The organism is Flaviaesturariibacter aridisoli, assembly GCF_004343705.1.
GTDB classification, from domain to species: Bacteria; Bacteroidota; Bacteroidia; order Chitinophagales; family Chitinophagaceae; genus Flavisolibacter; species Flavisolibacter aridisoli.
In genome coordinates this window covers 1-18,658 of the sequence record NZ_SKFH01000017.1, presented here as the reverse complement: position 1 = coordinate 18,658, position 18,658 = coordinate 1, and the positions used below count along the sequence as shown (strand labels likewise).

Annotated in this window: 17 protein-coding genes; 9 read left to right on the top strand and 8 right to left on the bottom strand. The window is 59.6% G+C overall.

The genetic code is table 11. From position 1 onward, the window contains the following. Positions 1–300: 300 nt before the first annotated feature. The 4 genes from E0486_RS11340 to E0486_RS11325 all read left to right on the top strand — a co-directional run bounded on the left by E0486_RS11340 (position 301) and on the right by E0486_RS11325 (position 4,179). A complete protein-coding gene (locus E0486_RS11340; RefSeq protein WP_131852294.1) occupies positions 301–765 on the top strand; it encodes an SRPBCC family protein in 465 nt (154 codons plus the stop codon). Between the two features lie 205 nt (positions 766–970). Next, a complete protein-coding gene (locus tag E0486_RS11335) occupies positions 971–1,531 on the top strand; it encodes an RNA polymerase sigma factor (RefSeq protein WP_131852293.1) in 561 nt (186 codons plus the stop codon). Continuing rightward, positions 1,518–2,897, top strand: a complete 1,380-nt coding sequence (locus E0486_RS11330; protein WP_131852292.1) for a hypothetical protein — start codon at positions 1,518–1,520, stop codon at positions 2,895–2,897. Before E0486_RS11335 ends, E0486_RS11330 begins: the two co-directional genes overlap by 14 nt. A gap of 52 nt (positions 2,898–2,949) precedes the next feature. Further along, positions 2,950–4,179, top strand: coding sequence for an LVIVD repeat-containing protein (locus E0486_RS11325; RefSeq protein ID WP_131852291.1), 1,230 nt, complete (start codon positions 2,950–2,952; stop codon positions 4,177–4,179). Here E0486_RS11325 and queG read toward each other — a convergent pair whose 3' ends face one another. Both queG and E0486_RS11315 read right to left on the bottom strand, forming a co-directional pair. Beyond that, positions 4,180–5,196: a tRNA epoxyqueuosine(34) reductase QueG gene (gene queG / locus E0486_RS11320; protein ID WP_243697428.1), complete on the bottom strand. Its 1,017-nt coding sequence runs from the start codon at positions 5,194–5,196 to the stop codon at positions 4,180–4,182. It lies immediately after the preceding gene. A gap of 149 nt (positions 5,197–5,345) precedes the next feature. Further along, positions 5,346–6,311: a serine hydrolase domain-containing protein gene (locus E0486_RS11315; protein ID WP_165917295.1), complete on the bottom strand. Its 966-nt coding sequence runs from the start codon at positions 6,309–6,311 to the stop codon at positions 5,346–5,348. A 172-nt stretch (positions 6,312–6,483) separates the two neighbouring features. Between E0486_RS11315 and clpB the strand changes: the two genes are divergently transcribed. The 3 genes from clpB to E0486_RS11300 all read left to right on the top strand — a co-directional run bounded on the left by clpB (position 6,484) and on the right by E0486_RS11300 (position 11,557). Further along, positions 6,484–9,105 carry an ATP-dependent chaperone ClpB gene (gene clpB, locus E0486_RS11310; protein WP_131852289.1) on the top strand — a complete coding sequence of 874 codons (2,622 nt, stop codon included), beginning with the start codon at positions 6,484–6,486 and terminating at the stop codon, positions 9,103–9,105. Between the two features lie 160 nt (positions 9,106–9,265). Further along, positions 9,266–10,804 carry a YfcC family protein gene (locus E0486_RS11305; RefSeq protein WP_131852288.1) on the top strand — a complete coding sequence of 513 codons (1,539 nt, stop codon included), beginning with the start codon at positions 9,266–9,268 and terminating at the stop codon, positions 10,802–10,804. Positions 10,805–10,888: 84 nt separating this feature from the next. Further along, a complete protein-coding gene (locus E0486_RS11300) occupies positions 10,889–11,557 on the top strand; it encodes a hypothetical protein (protein ID WP_131852287.1) in 669 nt (222 codons plus the stop codon). Positions 11,558–11,608: 51 nt separating this feature from the next. Here the strand turns inward: E0486_RS11300 and E0486_RS11295 are convergent, their stop codons facing one another. Further along, positions 11,609–12,376, bottom strand: a complete 768-nt coding sequence (locus E0486_RS11295; RefSeq protein WP_131852286.1) for an oxygenase MpaB family protein — start codon at positions 12,374–12,376, stop codon at positions 11,609–11,611. A 68-nt stretch (positions 12,377–12,444) separates the two neighbouring features. On the opposite strand from E0486_RS11295, the gene E0486_RS11290 reads away from it, so the two are divergent. Further along, a complete protein-coding gene (locus tag E0486_RS11290; protein WP_131852285.1) occupies positions 12,445–12,702 on the top strand; it encodes a hypothetical protein in 258 nt (85 codons plus the stop codon). 74 nt (positions 12,703–12,776) lie between these two features. Here the strand turns inward: E0486_RS11290 and E0486_RS11285 are convergent, their stop codons facing one another. The 5 genes from E0486_RS11285 to E0486_RS11265 form a co-directional block, all read right to left on the bottom strand. Beyond that, positions 12,777–12,974: a hypothetical protein gene (locus E0486_RS11285; protein WP_131852284.1), complete on the bottom strand. Its 198-nt coding sequence runs from the start codon at positions 12,972–12,974 to the stop codon at positions 12,777–12,779. Positions 12,975–13,034: 60 nt separating this feature from the next. Further along, positions 13,035–13,448, bottom strand: a complete 414-nt coding sequence (locus E0486_RS11280; protein WP_131852283.1) for a response regulator — start codon at positions 13,446–13,448, stop codon at positions 13,035–13,037. Between the two features lie 78 nt (positions 13,449–13,526). Beyond that, positions 13,527–14,906 carry a sensor histidine kinase gene (locus E0486_RS11275; protein ID WP_131852282.1) on the bottom strand — a complete coding sequence of 460 codons (1,380 nt, stop codon included), beginning with the start codon at positions 14,904–14,906 and terminating at the stop codon, positions 13,527–13,529. Between the two features lie 2 nt (positions 14,907–14,908). Further along, positions 14,909–15,601 (bottom strand): response regulator transcription factor, encoded by a 693-nt coding sequence (locus tag E0486_RS11270; protein ID WP_131852341.1) that lies wholly within the window; start codon positions 15,599–15,601, stop codon positions 14,909–14,911. 276 nt (positions 15,602–15,877) lie between these two features. Beyond that, a complete protein-coding gene (locus tag E0486_RS11265) occupies positions 15,878–17,905 on the bottom strand; it encodes an outer membrane beta-barrel protein (RefSeq protein ID WP_165917294.1) in 2,028 nt (675 codons plus the stop codon). Positions 17,906–18,024: 119 nt separating this feature from the next. On the opposite strand from E0486_RS11265, the gene E0486_RS11260 reads away from it, so the two are divergent. Further along, on the top strand, positions 18,025–18,658 hold a 634-nt coding region (locus tag E0486_RS11260; protein ID WP_131851900.1), incomplete at its 3' end, for an IS5 family transposase.

The window sequence follows — 18,658 nt, the reverse complement described above, 5'->3', positions numbered from 1 at the left end:
CCCTGCAGGAAGCCCTACTCTCGGGCGAAAACCCCTTCCTGCACCCTGCAGAAATCCGTTTTCGCGAGCGAGAACCCTTTCCTGCAGCTTTTAAGGCGCTTTTCCACATAAAATGTGTCGCAAGTAGCCCCCAAGGGATGCCTTTTGACGGAAAGGAGCAGGCCGCCCCTGGCGTAGCGCCTGGCGTAGCGCAGGATCCACCGCGCAGGCGGCCCCCCGCTTCCCCGCTGTTTCCGCTACCTTTGTCCGCCCACAACCACCAGAACCCTCAAAACTTTCAGAACCTTAAGAACCTTTCCTGTGCGCATCCTCAAACTCGGACTGATCTCTGCCTTTTTGCTGTTTCTCCTCTGGACCCTGCTGTCCCTGCTGATCCCGTCGAACGTGCGGATCTCGAAGGCGACGAACCTTGCCGCGGCACCGGCCGACGTCTGGACGCTCGTGCGCGACAGCAGCCAGTGGCGGCGCTGGCACCCCTGGTTCAGCGACAGCAGCACGGAGATGGCGAAGGCCGTCCGCTTTCGCTGGGAAGAGCGGAGCGACTCCCTTGCCCGCGTGACGCTCACCCACCCCGGCGTGCGCGACCTCCACAACGGGTTCCGTCTCTACCAATACCCCAACTCCGATTCCCTGACGCTGCAGTGGTACATCGACTTCCACCTGCGCTGGTACCCCTGGGAGAAGTTCAGCTCGCTGTTTTTTGAAAGCTCTTACGGCAGCACGATGCAGGCCGGGCTGGAACGGCTGAAGCGCGAAGTGCACTAGGAGCAACACTCAAACGGTAAAGGCGTTGCCTGCGGGGGATCTACCGGTGGCACAACCGGTACGCCCTTCGGGGCGATTGAAACAGGTTCCGACAGCGGTATTTGCGTCCCTTTTTGACCTTTGCCTTTTGACTGCAGCCTTTTTTCCAGCCCTGTGCAACGAAAATGGAAAACGGCTTGTCAGTAGCCCGAACCCAAAGCTGTCGATGGATCACCGCGAACTGGTACGCAATGCCCTCAAAGGAAAGCCCAGTGCTCAAAAGGCGCTGTACGACCTGTTTGCGCCCGACATGCTGGCCGTTTGCTACCGCTACACCAAATCCGTCGAAGACGCCGAGGACGTGCTGCAGGAAGGCTTCGTCAAGGCGTTCCTCAACCTGCACCAGTACCGGTTCGAGGGTGAGCTGGGCGGCTGGATCCGCCGCATCATGGTGCACAGCGCCCTCAACTTCCTGAAAAAGCGCGCGCCCTACAACAGCGGGTTTTCCTTCGATTCGGACCACCTGCACCCGGTGGCGCAGGAAGACCCCGAGGTGCGCCTCGACGCCAAAGAACTGGCGGCCCTCGTGCGGCAGCTGCCGACGGGCTACCAGGCCATTTTCAACCTCTACGCCGTGGAAGGCTACAGCCACGCCGAGATCGGGCAATTGCTGGGCATCGCGGAGGGCACCTCCCGCTCGCAATATGCCCGCGCCCGCGCGCTGCTCATCACCTGGATCCGGCGGCAGGAGGATAACACCCAAACGGTTTCTTATGCACGCAAATAAATTCGAACGCGACGTACAGGGCAAGCTCGATGGCATGCGTATGACGCCTTCGGCGCCGGTGTGGGCAGAAGTGGAAGCCCGCATCCGCCGCGAGCGAAAGAAGCGCCGGGTCTTCTTTTTCTGGCTCCTCGCCCCGCTCCTTCTGCTGGGCGGCGGCGCGGCCTGGTGCCTGCTGCGCCCGCAACAAGGCAGCGTTGCCCTACCCTCGGCCAACGTGCAGCCCGGAAACCAAAAGAGCAACAGAGATACAACGAACAACGAGCCGGGCCTGTCCGGTGCAACCGCTGCTTCTATACCTCCTGCACTCTCACCGGACGCTCACAAAACGGTTTTGGCTCCGGACAAACGCAGCGAGCCCGCACACAGCGACAACGGCTCGTCCGTGCTTTTCGTAAATGCCAAAGATGGATCGCTACCGGTGACGCCAGCGGAGGGGACTACAGTTGAAAAGAAAAGCAGCGCACGCATCTCCCGGGAAAAAATGCCGCGCCCTTCTGCCCAGCGAAGCACGGGGCGCAGCGGGGATAAGCATGCCGCCACGATGGAACCCGGCGCTCCCGTTGCCGGCCAGGGAACCGAACCGGTTACCGCCCTCACGGACAACCGCGTATCGATGGCACCGATCCCCGACGAGCCGATGCGGGCAACCCTTCCGTCGCAGCAAGGGGCCGACAGCGCGCAAAAGAATAAGGCAGGGGCGGCAGCTGGCCCGAAAGACAGCGCACAAGCCGTTGCCTCAACGACGGAAACACCGAAGGCCCATCAAAAGCGCCTGCAATGGGCGCTGGAAGCCGGCGGCGCAGCTGCCTTCGGCGCGCGTACGGGCGGTATGCAATCGATCGGGGTCAACTACGCCACCGGCGCCGACAGCACCGCCTACTGGCGCGGCGGCAGCACCTGGAACATCGGCGCCCGGCTGACGCTGCCGCTGCAGGGGCGCCTGCGCTTCGTCACCGGCCTCGACCTGGGGCTCTGGCACCTGGCCTACGATACCGAAAAAGCGATGACGCTGAGCAGCAGCGGTAATCCCTTTGGCGGTCCGGGCGCCGCATCGTCGGGTGCGGTGAAAAAGACCATAGCGTACAACCTCCTTTCGGTGCAGCTGCCCCTTGCCCTCGAGTGGCAACCGGCGCCGCGGCTGCCCCTTGCCCTCAGCGGCGGCTTTACCGTAACCCGCCTCCTTTCGGCCGCGCCCGAAGGGCTGCGCAGCACGCAATTTTCGCTGCAGGCAGGCGCGCGTTACCGCATCGCCCGGGCGGGCCGTCATAGCATCGAGCTCGGACCGCAGCTGGGCATCGGCATCCGCCACTTTACCGGCAATAACCGCCTCGTGCAGGCAGGCGCCGCGCTTCGCTTTTCTTTTTGATTTCGTGCAACGCGACCGCGCAGGCCGTTGTCAGGATGCAAAACCGACACACATGAAACGCCTGCTCCTCGCCCTGCTGCTTCCTGCACTCCTGCTTGGCTCCTGCGCCCGCCAGGCGGGCGATTGCCGCACGGTGCAAAAGATCCGCACGCCGTACTACAAGCCGCGAAGCGAAGTGCGCAGCGCCATGCACAGCGGGCCTGCGCGCAACATCGACCAGCCGGGCAAATTGTATATCTACGGTTCGTATGTCTTTCTCAGCGACGTCAACACCGGCATCCACATCATCGACAATTCCAATCCCGCCGTACCGGTTCAGAAAGCGTTCCTGACGGTTGCCGGCAACAACGACATTGCCGTACAGGGCCACTACCTCTATGCAGACTCCTGGTCGGACCTGGTGGTATTCGACCTGTCGGACCTGAACCAAATCGTCGCGGTTACATTCCTCCCGGGCGTTTTTCCCAACATCGGTAGTCCCTGGAACAGCCAGCTCAATGCGCTCGATACCTCGATGCTGATCGCCGGCTACCACGTGCGCGACACGGTGGTGGCCTGCAGCTCCGGGTGGGGCATGGGCGGCGGACCTATGCTGGCCAACGCATCGGGCGGGTCCGCTTCGGGTGTTGCCGGGTCGATGGCCCGGTTCGCACTGACGGCCGGCCACCTTTATACCGTCAACGGCAACGACCTGCGCGCCTTCAGCCTCGCCAACCCCGCCGACCCGCAAAGCCCCCCACCGCAACTGCTCAACGCCAATGCCGAGACCGTGTACCCGTTCGGAAACAGCCTTTTTATCGGCACCACCACGGGCATGCACATTTACGACATCAGCAACCCGGCGCACCCATCCTACCTGAGCCGCTTCGACCATGCCCGCCTCTGCGACCCGGTGATCACCGACGGCACCGATGCGTACGTAACGCTGCGCAGCGGTGGATTCTGCCTCGGCAGCCAAAACGAACTCAACGTGCTCCGCGTGACCGACCTGCGCAACCCGGTGCCGCTGCGCACCTACCCGCTCGCCAACCCGCACGGGCTGGCCAAGGACGGCAACCGGCTGTTTGTGTGCGATGGCGATGCGGGGCTGAAAGTGTACGACGCGCAGAATCCCTCCAACCTGCAACTGCTGGAAACCGTGCCGGTGAAGGGCACCTACGATGTGATCGCGCAGAACGGGCTGCTGCTGCTGGTGGCGGCAGATGGCTTGTATCAATACCGTTACGAACGTTATGGCGCCTGGCAGCCGCTGACCGCGCTGAGCCGCATACAGGTGTATTGATTAATCGCCGGAAGTCCCCTTCAGGAAGCGGAGGTTGCGCTGGATCCCCTTGTGTTTGGCGCGGCTGAGCGGCGAGCCCCGGAAGATCTTCCGGAAGGCTTCCTCGCTCAACGCCTCCCACTCCCCGCTCGAAAGGTGGAGCACCTCACGGAACGGTGTGAAAGCCGCCTCCCGGTGGGGTTTGCTGAAGCGGTTCCAGGGGCACACCTCCTGGCAGGTATCGCAGCCAAAGAACCAGTTGCCGAACTTCCCTTCCATCTCGGAAGGGATCAGCGCTTCTTTTAATTCGATCGTGAAATAGGAAATGCAGCGGCTGCCGTCGATGGTCTTGTCGGGCAGGATCGCATCCGTGGGGCAGGCGTCGATGCAGCGCGTGCAGGAGCCGCAGAAGTCGCGGGCGAAGGGATCGTCGTATTCGAGCTCGAGGTCGGTAATCAGCGTGGCGATGAAGAAGAAGGAGCCCGCGCCTTTGTTGATCAGGTTGCCGTTCTTGCCCACCCAGCCAAGGCCGCTGCGCTGGGCCCAGCTGCGTTCCAGCACGGGCGCTGAATCCACGAAGCCGCGTCCGTCGATAGCGCCGATGGCGCTGCGGGCCTCAGCGAGCAGGGTGTTGAGGCGCGCGCGGATCACGTCGTGGTAATCCTGTCCCCACGCATAACGCGCCACGCGCAGGTCGGACGTGGGTGTTTCTTCGGGGTAATAATTTTTAAGGAAGGTGATTACCGAGCGGGCGCCGGGCACCAGCTTGCCCGGGTCGACGCGCAGGTCGAAGTGATTTTCCATATAGCGCATGTCGCCCTGGTAGCCCTGCCCGAGCCAGCGCTCGAGGCGGCGGGCATCGTCGTCGAGTGGCACGGCACGCGCGACGCCGCAGTGCTCGAAACCGTGGCGCAGCGCGGCTTCTTTGATCCATCGGGTATTTTCGGCGGTAGTGGGCATGCGGGGGGCAAAGGTCCGGCTTTTTGACCGCAGCCCGCGCTCCCGGCTCGTTAAAAAGGCGAAAACAGTTTGTACCATGCGAGGAAATTGGTCTATTGGTCTATTCGTCTATTCGTGATAAAGAAGGTCGCCTCTCAGGGCGACCTTCTTCTTTTATTGTACACAACTTGTAACCGACGAATTCGCTTACCAATAAACCAATAGACTACTTGACCAATACACCAATCCTACTGGCATTTTACTTCGGCGCCGCCGTCGATGCTGGCCTTGATATCCAGCAGGGCTTCGGCTTTCTTGTCCTTATCAGTTTCCTTGAGGAGGTAGGCGAATACATAGCCGCGGCAGAAGTCGATCACGGCAGCGGTACCGCCGAACGAAGGCATGGCGAGGGCCGTTGCCTTATTGCCTTCCGCTTCGAGCACCCAGCCGCCGAGGGCGTAATCGTGGCCGAGGGCTTCGCGCGGCGCGCCCTTGACATCAGCAGCCGGGGTAACGAGGGCGCGGAATTGCTCCACCGATTCAGCCTGCAGCAGCTGCTGGCCCCGCCAGTTGCCCCTATTGAGCAGCAGTCGCCCGAAGCTCGTCAGGTCGGCGGCGGTGGTCTTCGCGCCGAAGGCGGGGCTCACGAGCGAGCCGTCAAGACTCAGAAAGCCCGAGCCCCGCATTCCGAGCGGGCGGAAGAGGCGTTGCGACATCAGCTGCTCGAACTTGCGCTTCGTCACCTTTTCGATAATGGCCGCCACGATATAATAGCCGCGGTCGCTGTAGCGAAACTCGGTGCCGGGGTTGGTCTGGATCTCTTTCGAAGCCATGGAATTGGCTACCTTTTCAAAGGATTCGCCTTTGTAGGAATCGAAGAGCTCCGGCTTGGAAGGCACCTGGATACCCGTTTGGTGGGTGAGGCAGTGGCGGATGGTAATGTAGTTCTTTCCGTATTTGCCGAACTCGGGCAGGTAGTCCACCACCTTGTCGTCGAGGGCGAACTTGCCTTCGTCGACCAGCATGAGGGCCAGCGCCGTGGTGAACCATTCGCTGATGTAGCCGGCTTCGCCCTGCCCACGGCCGACGTTAAAGAACTTGGTATCGTTCTTATATACGATGGTATCCTTGCTGGCCACGGCGAGCACCAGGTTGTTGTTTTTGAGCAGGCGCGCCTTTTGCTCCATCAATCCACTGAGCGAAGCGGTGTCCATTTGAGAGAGCTGGGCGCGGGAAGACTGAAAGATTAGCAGGAAAACAGCTACAGCACTGACTTTCAGGCAGATCGAACGGGAAGAAAACGTCATAATTTCCGGTTATGGGGGCTTGGAATTGGATTTGTGAACATACATAAAACAGGGAAAACAAAACGCTAAAAGCACGTCTATGAACTTATCCAACTATACCATCAAGGCAGCGGAAGCGATACAGGGTGCCCAGCAGGCCGCCTTCAACCGCCAGCATGCCAACATCGAAACCGAGCACATCCTGCAGGCGTTGCTCGACCAGAAGGACTCACCTGTGGAGTTCCTGCTCAAGAAGAACGCGGTGCACGTGAACCAGCTCGAATCCCGTCTTGGCGCACTGCTCGAAAAGCTGCCACGCGTACAAGGCGGCGAGCCGGCCCAGAACATCGGCCGCGACGCAAACAACGCCCTGCTCCGTGCGGGCTCCGTGATCCAGCAATTCGGCGACGAATTCGTAACGCCCGAGCACCTGCTGCTGGCGCTGGTACAAGGCAGTGATGATACAGCCAAGCTGCTGAAGGATTTCGGGCTTACCGAGAAAGGCCTCGTCACGGCCATCAAGGACCTGCGCAAGGGCGGCACCGTCAATTCGCAAACCCAGGAAACGCAGTTCAATACGCTGCAGAAATACGCCAAGAACCTCAACGAGCTCGCCCGCCAGGGTAAGCTCGACCCGGTGATCGGCCGCGACGAAGAAATCCGCCGCACGCTGCACATCCTGTCGCGCCGCTCCAAGAACAACCCGATGCTGGTGGGCGAGCCAGGTGTTGGTAAGACCGCCATCGCAGAAGGCCTGGCCATGCGCATCGTCAACGGCGACGTGCCCGAAACCCTCAAGTCGAAGATCATCTATGCGCTCGACATGGGCGGGCTCATTGCCGGTGCCAAATACAAGGGCGAGTTCGAAGAACGCCTCAAAGGCGTGGTGAAAGAAGTGGCCACGAGCGATGGCGAGATCATCCTGTTCATCGACGAGATCCACACGCTCGTGGGCGCCGGCGGCGGCGAAGGCGCCATGGACGCCGCCAACATCCTGAAGCCCGCACTGGCCCGTGGTGAGCTGCGCGCCATCGGTGCCACCACGCTCAACGAGTACCAGAAATATTTTGAAAAAGACAAGGCCCTCGAGCGCCGCTTCCAGAAAGTATTCATCGACGAGCCTTCCATCGAAGACGCCATTTCCATCCTGCGCGGCCTCAAAGACCGCTATGAAACGCACCACCATGTGCGGATCAAGGACGAGGCCATCATCGCCGCCGTGGAGCTGTCTACCCGCTACATCTCCGATCGCTTCCTGCCCGACAAGGCCATTGACCTCATCGACGAAAGCGCCGCTAAGCTTCGTCTCGAGATGAACTCGATGCCGGAAGAACTCGACAAGCTGGAACGGCAGATCCGCCAGCTCGAGATCGAGCGGGAGGCCATCAAGCGCGAAGACGATGCCGAGAAGCTGAAAGAGCTGAACACCACGCTGGCCAACCTGGCCGTGGAGCGCGATACGCTGAAGGCAAAGTGGAACGAGGAAAAAGAATTGGTCGATAAGATCCAGAATGCGAAGGCGCAAATCGAAAGTCTCAAGCAGCAGGCCGAGCAGGCCGAGCGCGAAGGTGAATACGGCAAGGTGGCCGAGATCCGCTATGGCCGCATCAAGGAGCAGGAAGCCCAGATCGGCACCCTGCAGCAGGAGCTCGACGAGCTGAGCCACAACAGCCGCCGCCTGATGAAAGAAGAGGTGGATGCCGAAGACATTGCCGAGAGCGTGGCCAAGGCCACCGGCATCCCGGTAACGAAGATGCTGCAAAGCGAGCGCGAGAAGCTGCTCAACCTCGAAGAAGAACTGCACCAGCGCGTAGTGGGGCAGGATGAAGCGATCACCGCCGTGGCCGACGCCGTGCGCCGCAGCCGCGCCGGCCTGCAGGATCCGAAACGCCCCATCGGTTCGTTCATCTTCCTCGGAACTACCGGTGTGGGTAAGACCGAGCTGGCAAAGGCGCTGGCCGACTACCTCTTCGACGACGAGCATATGATGACGCGCATCGACATGAGCGAATACCAGGAGAAACACACCGTGTCGCGTCTTGTGGGTGCGCCTCCGGGCTATGTCGGTTACGAAGAAGGGGGCCAACTGACCGAGGCCGTGCGCCGCAAGCCCTACCAGGTGGTGCTGCTCGACGAGATCGAAAAAGCCCACCCGGACGTATGGAACGTGTTGCTCCAGGTGCTCGACGACGGACGCCTCACCGACAACAAGGGTCGCGTGGTGAACTTTAAGAACACCATCATCATCATGACCTCCAACATGGGGTCCGATATCATCCAGGAAAATTTCGCCGACGTGACGGATCGCAACAAGGAAACGGTGCTGGAAAAGACGAAATCGGAAGTAATGGTGCGCTTGCGCGAAACCGTGCGGCCGGAGTTTCTCAACCGGGTGGACGAGATCATTCTCTTTGCCCCGCTGATGAAAGGCGAGATTCGCGGTATCATCCGCATCCAGCTCGACGGGTTGCGTCGCCTGGTGGCCGAAAGCGGCATCCAGCTCCACTTCTCCGATTACCTGGTAGACTACCTCGCTGAAAACGGCTTCGACCCGCAGTTCGGCGCCCGGCCGCTGAAGCGCCTCATCCAGAAGGAGATCGTCAATGCGCTGAGCAAGAAGATCCTCGCTGGTGCCATCGACAAAAGCCATCCCGTGCTGGTGGATGTATTCGACGGCGTGGTCGTGTTCCGCAACGATGTGGAGCAACCGCAGAATGCATAATCGCTGATTTCAGATCTCTGATTCCAGTTTAAGAAGCCCCGTCCATTGCGTCGGGGCTTTTTGTTGTATGGACGACGGGCAAAGCCCGTCATTGCGACCTCGCCTGGGGGCGAAGGAATACGAGAGCTTCCGCTTTGCGGAGGCTGTTGTATTTTGTGGCATGTCGAAAAGAAAGCGCTCTTTCCCCACTCCCATCACGATCCTAATGATCGTTATCGTGCTGGCTGCCATGGCCACCTGGCTGCTGCCTGCCGGCAAGTACGGAACGCTGGCCTACGCGGAAGGGCATTTCAACTTCAGCTCGGCGCAGCAGTACCGTAGTTCTACGGGCGAGCTGCGCGACACGTCGGTGGAGGTGCCGCTGCCGGGCACGCAGCGCACGCTCGACTCCCTGCAGATCCGCATCCCGCTTGCTTCTTTCGAACACGGCGACATCCGGAAGCCCGTGTCCGTACCGGGCACTTACCACCGTTTGTCCGCGCGGCCACAAGGACCCGTAGCCGTGCTGCAGGCTCCTATCAAGGGCATTTACGAGAGCATCGACATTATCCTGTTTATCCTGCTCATCGGCGCATTTATGTATGTGTTCAACGAGTCGGGGGCATTGGTGCGCGGACTGTCCTCGCTCTCCTACCGCATGAAGGGCCGCGAGTCCTGGCTGATCATCATCCTGACCTTTCTCTTTGCTTTCGGCGGCGCCTCGTATGGGATGGCCGAGGAAGGGTTTGCGTTCTACCCCATCCTCGTTCCGCTCTTCCTGGCCGCCGGCTACGACCTGCTGGTGCCGGTCATGGTCATCTTCGGCGGTACGCAGCTGGGCACGCTCGCATCTTTCTCCAACCCCTTTTCCACCATCATCGCCTCCAACGCCGCCGGTATCAGTTGGAAGGACGGTCTCGACGAACGCATCTTCATGTTCGGCGCCTCCGCGCTGCTGACGATCGCCTACACGGTGCGCTATGCCCAGCGGGTGAAACGGGACCCAACCCGCTCCTGGGTGTACCGCGTGGACGGTGTCGTGGCAAGCCCGTTTCCCACCGAGTTGCCGACGGCAACTTCGGCGCGCCTCTCCTGGCGCGACCGCTCCCTGCTGCTGCTTTTCCTGGGCACCTTCGGCGTCATGATCTATGGCGTTGTGGCGCTCAACTGGTGGCTGCCTGAAATGACCGCCCTCTTTCTCGGCGCCGCGATATTGCTCGGGCTCATTATCGGGCTGCCGGAAAAAAGATTCATCGCCTCCTTTCTCAAAGGCGCCGAGGAGCTGCTGGGCGTTGCCTTCATCGTAGGCATCGCCCGCGGCGTGACCATCGTGCTCAACGACGGCGCTATCAGCGACACCATACTCCATGGCAGCTCGCAGGGACTCGCCGGATTGTCGCCGGTGCTGTTTATCCTGCTGATGCTTGGGCTGTACATCCTGTTCACGCTTTTCATTTCCTCTTCCTCCGGAATGGCGGTGCTTACGATGCCCATCATGGGAGCCCTTGCCATCATGGCCGGCGTGCCGGGCCGCGAGATGGTCAATGCGTATCTCTTCGGGATGGGCATTATGGGTTTTCTCACGCCCACCGGACTGGTGCTGCCGTCGCTGGCACTGGTGAACGTGAGCTTCAAGGCCTGGTGGGGCTTTATCCGCATGCTCGTCGTATGGCTGCTTATCCTCTGCGTTGTATTCCTGCTGATCGGGATCGCGCGATGAACGGACCGGAAGGCCCCTTGATTTTTGCGGCACCGGAGGAAACGTCGTGCATCTTTATTACCTTAAAGGAATAAAACCCTGCTTATGCGCAGCATCTACCTGATCGCGACGCTTTGTTTGGCAACCTCCTGCGGCAGTGCCGATAAAACCACCCAAGCGCCTTCAGGAGACGGCGGCGACGCCAATCCTTCATCGGGCTCCCTTGGCAAGCAACCGACCGTGATCGAGTTCAAGGAAGGCGATGCGGTAGATGTGTTGTGGGCAGCTTCTTATTATCCCGCTACGATCGTCGGCTACGACCGTTCAAAGAATTGCTACGAAGTAAAATACGAGAATCCCACCTACCCCAATGCCTGCCAGGAAAAGGACCGGCTGAAGCCCCGGGGGAAATCCTACGCGGAACCCGGAAGCAATAATCCAGAGGATGCGTACGGCACCTGGCGCACGGGCACTGTGAGCACGACGACCACGGAGGATGAAACGTATACCACTACCGAGGTCCATGCCTATAGCCACGGCACCATCACTATCAATCCGGACCATACCTGGAAATGGGACCCGATCAGTACAGAGCATCTGGAAGGCAAGTGGGACATCAACCCGGCACCGGATAAATACAAAGGCCCGATCCATATCATCAACGGAATGTCGGGCGAGGATTGGTTCGTAGGGTATTACGGCAAAGACGAACTGGGCAAGCCTTCCATCTACGTCCGGAACAACATCGGCCAACGTTGGTTCGGCGGCCGCTGAGCCGGTGGCCCCCGGTCTGCATACCTATTCCCTCGACATAGTTGATCTACCTCAGCTTCCGGGCGCCACGTCAAGCGCGGCGACTTCCGCCTTGTATTTATCCGGAAGCAGGATGGCCTTGATCGGCTTGTCGAGCCCCACGGCATAGCAGGCTTTATAGAGCGGCACCGATCCCCGGATGAGCAGCGAGGGTTTCAGCGACAGCATTTCCCGCACCGAAGCGGGCACAAGTACCGACTGCAGCTGGCGCACCAGGAAGTAGCGGAAAGCGCCGAGGTGCTTGCGGTACTGCTGGTAAAGGTCGTCGGTCCAGGCGCTGTGCGCGAGGTCGCGGAGGAGGTGCTCTTCGCGCGAGGGCAACCAGGCGGCGAAGGTGGGCGGCAGTGCCGAAAGGCCCATGCGTTGCCCGATCTGTAGAAATACGGTATACAGCTCCTCTTTTTCAGCATCGGTCATGCGACGCTCGAGGAGCTCGTACGAAGCGATCGAATAGTGGATGAGCAGGTACAGCACGTCGCGGTAGGCCCAGTCGGGGATAACGCTGCCGCGTGCCTGCTCCACGGCCTGGTGGATCTTCGTGATCTGGTCGATGGCAGCGTGCGCTTTTTCCTCGGAAGCGAATACGATGCGGCGTGCGTATTGAACGGTGGAAAAAAGCCGACCGAGTGGGTCGGCAGGCAGGCGGCCGGTGAAATAGAGCCAGTCCACCGCTTTGTTGAGGGCGAACTCGGCGGCCGCACCGGCAAAGATAAACAATACGGTTTCGCTCCGGCTCCAGATGCGCCGCACGATCGATGAATCCGCTACAAACGGGGGCATGCTCAAATTTAGCGCTTTTGGTTGGCAAGGAGTTTGACTTATGATTCGCGCACTAAAAGCAGAATACGATGGCAACAAATTACAACCCTGCCTTTCAAGAAGGTAAAGTAGCGGCCGCTATCGAAAAACAGACGGCCAAGATTCCCTCGGATGTATACCTGTGGACGGCAGTAGCCTGCATGGGCGTTTCGCTCGCGCTGCAATTGTTCCGCAAGCAGAAGACGAGCCTGTTCATCGGCCAGTGGCCGGCAGCCTTCCTCATCATGGGCCTGTACAACAAACTGGTGAAACTCGAAGGTACCGACGGTCACCACCAGAATCCGTAACCGCATGGATACGGGTCAGAAAAAGAGGCGCTCACGCGCCTCTTTTTTATTGCCTTCCCTTTTTCTCCGGATCCTTAACGATGCCGGCGCAGGGGGCTAGCCGACGGATCGGTGGCCGGCCCGCGCTGATCGAGCATACGCGACAAATGCAGGATCCGGGACTTCTGCTCGGCGAGTTGCTGCGGCGGAGCGCCTACACGTAGTTGCTGCAGGTATTCCTGCGTGGCGTGCACGTAGAGCTTCTCCAGTTGGCGCCGTTCTCGGTTTTCCATAATACACAGTTTTCTTACGACACAAAATCGTTGTATAGGAAACAAACAGCGGGCCCGTTTTCACCCTTTCGGCTCGCCGCACATTTGTAGCATTATTTGTACGACATGCAGCAGGTCGCGATACAGGGTGGGCTTTCGGAAAAACGTGCAATTATGGCTTTGGCAGAGTTTGATATCCTCCTCGCGCGAAGACGTGGTGAACACCATGGTCGGGATCCCGTCGAACGAAGGCTGGCCCTTGAGCCAGAGCAGGGTTTCCTTACCGTCCATGATGGGCATGTTCAGGTCGAGCACGATGAGGCAGGGCCTGGGGCCGTGGCCGCCCTCGAGGTATTCGATGACCTCGCTGCCGTTCTTCGCGTGGGCGAGCTCGTATTTATCCGTTATCTGTGCCAACGCTTCCTTCAAGGCCTCGTAGTCATCCAGGTCGTCTTCGGCGTAAAGAAAGGTCGGCTTGCTGTTTTGATTCGTCATGTTGTGCTGCTGTAGGTATTCCGGGCCTGAACGGTGCAACAAAATAAAAGATTATGCCAAACAAAGAAGAGCTTTCCGCTAATCGCCATGGGCCGGCGGCAGGTAAATGAGGAAACGCGTGCCTTTTCCTTTCTCGGAATACACTTTGATCTGCCCCTTGTGCAGCCCCACAATGCGGCTGGCGAGCGACAGGCCAAGGCCGAAACCGCCCTGCAGGTTTTCTTCCACGCGGTAAAAGGGATAAAAGATCTGTTCCATATGCTCGGGACTGATGCCGCGGCCGCGGTCGGCCACTTCCACTTCGATCCTTCCGTGACCCGCCCGCAGGTATACTTGCGCCAAGTGGTCGTCGGAATACTTGCAGGCGTTGATCGTGATGTTTTTGATGGCGGTGAACAGCAGGGCTTCGTTGCCGTATACCAGCAATTGCGACGCTTCCTCGGGCAGCTGGTCGAAATGGAGTTGCACCTGGTGCCGCGGCCCCGACTTGACGATCTCCGCCGGCAAGCGCAGCAGCACTTCGTCGATCCGCAACAGGTCGATCTCAAGGCCGCCGGGATTGCCCGAAGCCTTGGCAAATTCAAGAAGGGTCTGGGTCAGCTTGCTCATGTGCTGCACGTCCTGGTAGATGGACCGCATCACCTGCCGGTAGTCTTCGGCCCCGCGCTCCCGCTGGAGGGCCACTTCGAGCTGGCTCGATATAGAAGTAAGTGGTGTAGAGAGCTCGTGCGACGCATTGCTGATAAAGCGGCTCTGCATGTCGAACGAGTCCTGCAGGCGGTTGAGCAGGTCGTTGAGCGTGTTGGCGAGTCGGCTCCATTCATCGCGGGTTTCGCGGGTCTTAAGCCGCCGCGCGAGGTTTTGCGCCGAGATCTCTGCCACGTCGGCCGTAATGCGCCGCACGGGCCGCAGCAGGCGGTAGGAAAAGAAATACCCGCTCAGCAACACGAGCAGGTTGCCGCCCAGGAACATCAGCAGCAACACGCGCCCAAGCCGGCGCAGGCTGGCGTTGCCCTCCACATCTTCGCCTGCCGACACCATGATGAAATGGCTGTCGGGGTCGGAGAAGTAGAGCGCTACGGCCTCGATCCGTCCCGATTCGAAAAATACGGGGCTGCCGCTGAGCGCCCGCTTCAGGATCGCGCGGGATACGGGCAGCGAATCGCCGGGCCGGTCGGTGTAGCTGTACACTTTTTCAAACGTAGGCGAATAGGCCTGCATGATCTTGTTGGAATACGTCAGGCGGCTCAGCGAATCGATCTGCAGTACGAGGGCGCGGTTGAAGAGTTCCTGCCGGCTCAACAGCCGAGCCGTGTTGAGCGCGCGGCTCGTGAGTCGGGAACGGATCAGCCGGGTTCGGGCCTCATACGAAAAGTAGTAGGTGCCGCCGCAGACCAGGCCCAGGATCAGGAAGACGATCATGGAATAAACCAGGGTAATGCGCAGGCGAATGGGCATGATCAGGAATTTTCCTTCAGGATGTACCCCATCCCCACCTGGGTGTGGATCAACTTGTACGCAAAGGGCTTGTCGACCTTGTTGCGGAGGTAATTAATGTATACGTCGATCACATTGGTGTTGGTGTCGAAGTCGATCTCCCACACATTGAGGGCGATGTCGGCACGCGACACCACGCGGTTCTTGTGACGCAGCAGGTATTCGAGCAGCTGGAACTCTTTAGCCGTAAGGTGAATGACCTGCCCGTTGCGGCGCACCTCCTTCCGGTCGAGTTGCATCTCGAGGTCGTCGGCGCGTAGGGTGGTGCTCACCGGCGGCGCCTGTCCCTGCGTGCGCTTGAGCAGCACGCGGATCTTCATCAGCAGTTCCCGGAATTCAAAGGGCTTCACCACGTAGTCGTCGGCGCCGGCGTCGTAGCCCTCGATCTTGTCGTTGAGGGAGCTGAGGGCCGTGAGCATGATGACGGGAATGTGGGTGTCTGAATTGCGAATCTCCTGGCAAAGCTGGTAGCCGCTGAGACCGGGAAGATTGATATCGAGTACGGCGAGATCGAAGGCGCCGTCGGTAAAGGCCTGCAATCCCGAAGGGCCATCGTAGGCCACCGTCGTGTCGAAGCCATGCTCCGCCAGGCCTACACGCAGCGTGTCGGCGATCTTTCTTTCGTCTTCTACCAGCAAAATCTTGCCTGCTTCCATGGTTCCTTCCACAAGTTACGTTTTTCGCGATGGATAAGCGGCCGGCGTTAATGGAAAAGCCCCTTGAAAGGGGCTCTATAAACCAAAACTAACTGACCAGAAAAACTGCTCCCCTCACAAGGGAATCAGCAGTCACAAAGCTAAAAACACGGGGCCCGCAACTCAATTAGAATACCATTAAAAGATAGGCTGAGCAAGGCGAAAACGGGAAGGGTGGGTTCGTGTTTTACCCTGCCCGGGATCCCTGATCCGGGATCCACAATCCGCCGCCTGCGCTCAGTTCGTGGGCGCCTCGAGGTTCAGTTCCCGCTCCTCTTTTTTCCGGAAGCCGAACTGGTAGCGGAGGTTGAGGGTAACGCGGCGTGTATCCGATTGCCGCATACCCGTGGCACGCACCGAACCCTGCGCCAGCTCGAATTCATAGTTATTCGTATACAGGAGGTCATTGCCCGTGAGGGTCACCGCGAGTTTTCGCCTGAACAGCTGCTGGGTGATGCCCATCGACAGCTGCCCGAAGGAGCTGAGCTCGTAAAACTGCGCCTGTCCGCGCATCCGCCACCAGCCGTTCACGGTGAGTTGCGTGGTGGGCGTGAACTTGTAGGTCTGGTACGTGAAGATCATCCAGGTGCCGCGGCGGAAGGAAAGCGGCTTTCCTTCATACAAGCCCTGGTAGAAATTACGGTTGTACTGGAAGCCGGCCACGATAAAGATTTTCTTGCCCGGGATGGCGCCCAGCGCGCGCAGGTACAGCTCGCGGTTGGTGCCCAGGTTGTCGTAGGTGCGGTAGGCCACCTTGCGGCTGCTGTCGGCGCCGGCCTGCTGGTACACCACCTGGTTGAAGATGTCGCGCGTTTCGTTGAAGCCCACGGCCACCACGGGCCGCTCGTCTACCGACACGTTGGCTTCGTAATTCCGGGTAAACTGCGGCCGCAGCGACGGGTTGCCCGTCTCGTATAAATACGGGTCCACCAGCCGCGGTGAGGGATTGAGGTATTCGTAAGCCGGCCGGCTGATGGTGCGTCGGTACACGAGGTAGGCGCGCAGCTGGTAGCCCATAATCTTCATGATATCGCGGCTCAGGTAAACATAGGGAAAGAGGTCGGTCCGGTGCAGCTCGAACGAAGTGTCTCCGGGCGCCAGCTGCCGACCGCTCATGTTGGTATTTTCCAGGCGCGTGCCGGCTTTGAGCACGATGCCCTTGCCCAGTGTTTTCGATGCCTGCAGGTAAGCAGCATTGATGTTTTCGCGGTAGCGGAAGGCACTGGCGCGCGTGTAGGTGGTGGTGTTGCGAAAGTTTACGAGCGTCGTTTTCAGGCCTCCTTCCAGCGTGAGGCGGTGCGACAATTTGCGAAGTACATGGCTTTGTGCCGACAGGAACTCCAGGCGGTTATCGATATGTCCCTGTACGTCGCTGTGGCCTGCCGCCGGGAGGAGAAACTGCGTCGCCAGTTGCTGGTCGGTCTTACTCGGGGAAAGTGTGTAGGAAACGTCGGTGTTCCATTCAGAGCCGAGGCTGTCCAGCTTGTATTTGGCCGCAAAGCCCTGGTTCAGGTTCCAGTAGTCGGCCCGGTTTTGCACAAGCGCTTCGTTCTCGCCGGTTTTTACACCAGTAAGGGCGCTGCTGATGGCGGACAGGTTGCTGCTGTTGTTGCGCGAGCGGGTGAAGCCGAGGCGGCCATCGTAGCTCAGCTCCCAACGCCGCCCGGCCGGGAACGAAACACCGTAGCCGACATACAGGTTGTTCACCGGGTAACGGGTTACGCTTTGCTGCGCCAGCAATGAATCGACACGGAAGTAGCGGACCGACCGCAGCTCCTCGAAACCATCGCGGCGGCCCACGTTTACATTCAGGAACGTCGTCGTTCGTCCGTTGTTGTTGTTCAGGCTGAGGCCTACGGAAGCGGTGTTGTAACGACCCTGGCTCAGGATGCCGTTCACCGAGCCGGTGAGCCCGGGCTTGACGCCTTTGCGAAGCACCACATTCACAATGCCGCCGGAGCCGGAAGCGTCGTAGCGTGCCGAGGGCGTGCGCAATAGCTCGAGCCGGGCAATGGAGTTGGGCGGCAGGTTCTTGAGCATCGTGGCCACATCGGCCGTACTCATTTTCTGTTCACGGCCATTGATGTAAATGGAAGCGGGTGTTGTGCTGTTGAGGTAAATGTTGCCGTCCCCGTCCATAAAGATCCCGGGAGTTTTTTCGATGAGCTCGTAGGCGCTGGTGGAAGCGGCGGCGAGGTTTTCGGGCTCCACGATCGTTTTGTCGTCTTCCTGCCGCATCACGGGGCGCGTGGCAGTGACCAGCACGGTGCTTAGAGGCTGTCTAAAATTAGTTAGTTGGTTTTCAGTATGTCTGGTTTGAGCTGAGCCAAAAGGAAAAAGGGCGTCTTGCTTGCTGATAGAGAGGTGAACAAACATTGGTTACAATGCAAACTCTGTATCAGGTGCCTGACGCCCTTTGGAATAAAGTAGCTACAATATTTGAGCCGAAGGTGCGGCGGCGCAAGCATTCCCTTCAACTGATCTTCAGCGGCATCATTTATCTTTTGAGCAACGGCTGCAAGTGGCGCTCGCTTCCGCCGCAGTACGGCGATTACCGCCTGGTATGGTACTACCTGAACAAGTGGGCCCGCTACGGACTGCTGGACCGGGCGCTATACCTGGTGGGCATTCAGCTGCGGCGCCGGCAAGGCAGAAGCGGCGAGCCTTCGATGCTGCTCATTGATGCCCAGTCGGTAAAAACCGTGGCCGGCACAGGCGACGAGGTGGGTTATGATGCGGGCAAAAAGGTAAAGGGAAGAAAGCGCCACCTGGCTGTGGACACCCAGGGCACCGTCATTGCCGCCGGCGTTACTTCCGCTTTTGTTCATGACAAGACCGGGGCGCGCGTGCTGCGCGATGATGTGGAGGACCGCCCTTCGGTGCGCACTATTGTCGCCGACGGCGGCTACGACGGACCACCGGCTTTTACCGCAGGAGGCAGGATCCGGTGGGTGCTCATTCAGCGCAGACACTCCAACCGCTTCTCCCCCCTTCCTGTCAGATGGGTGGTGGAAAGAA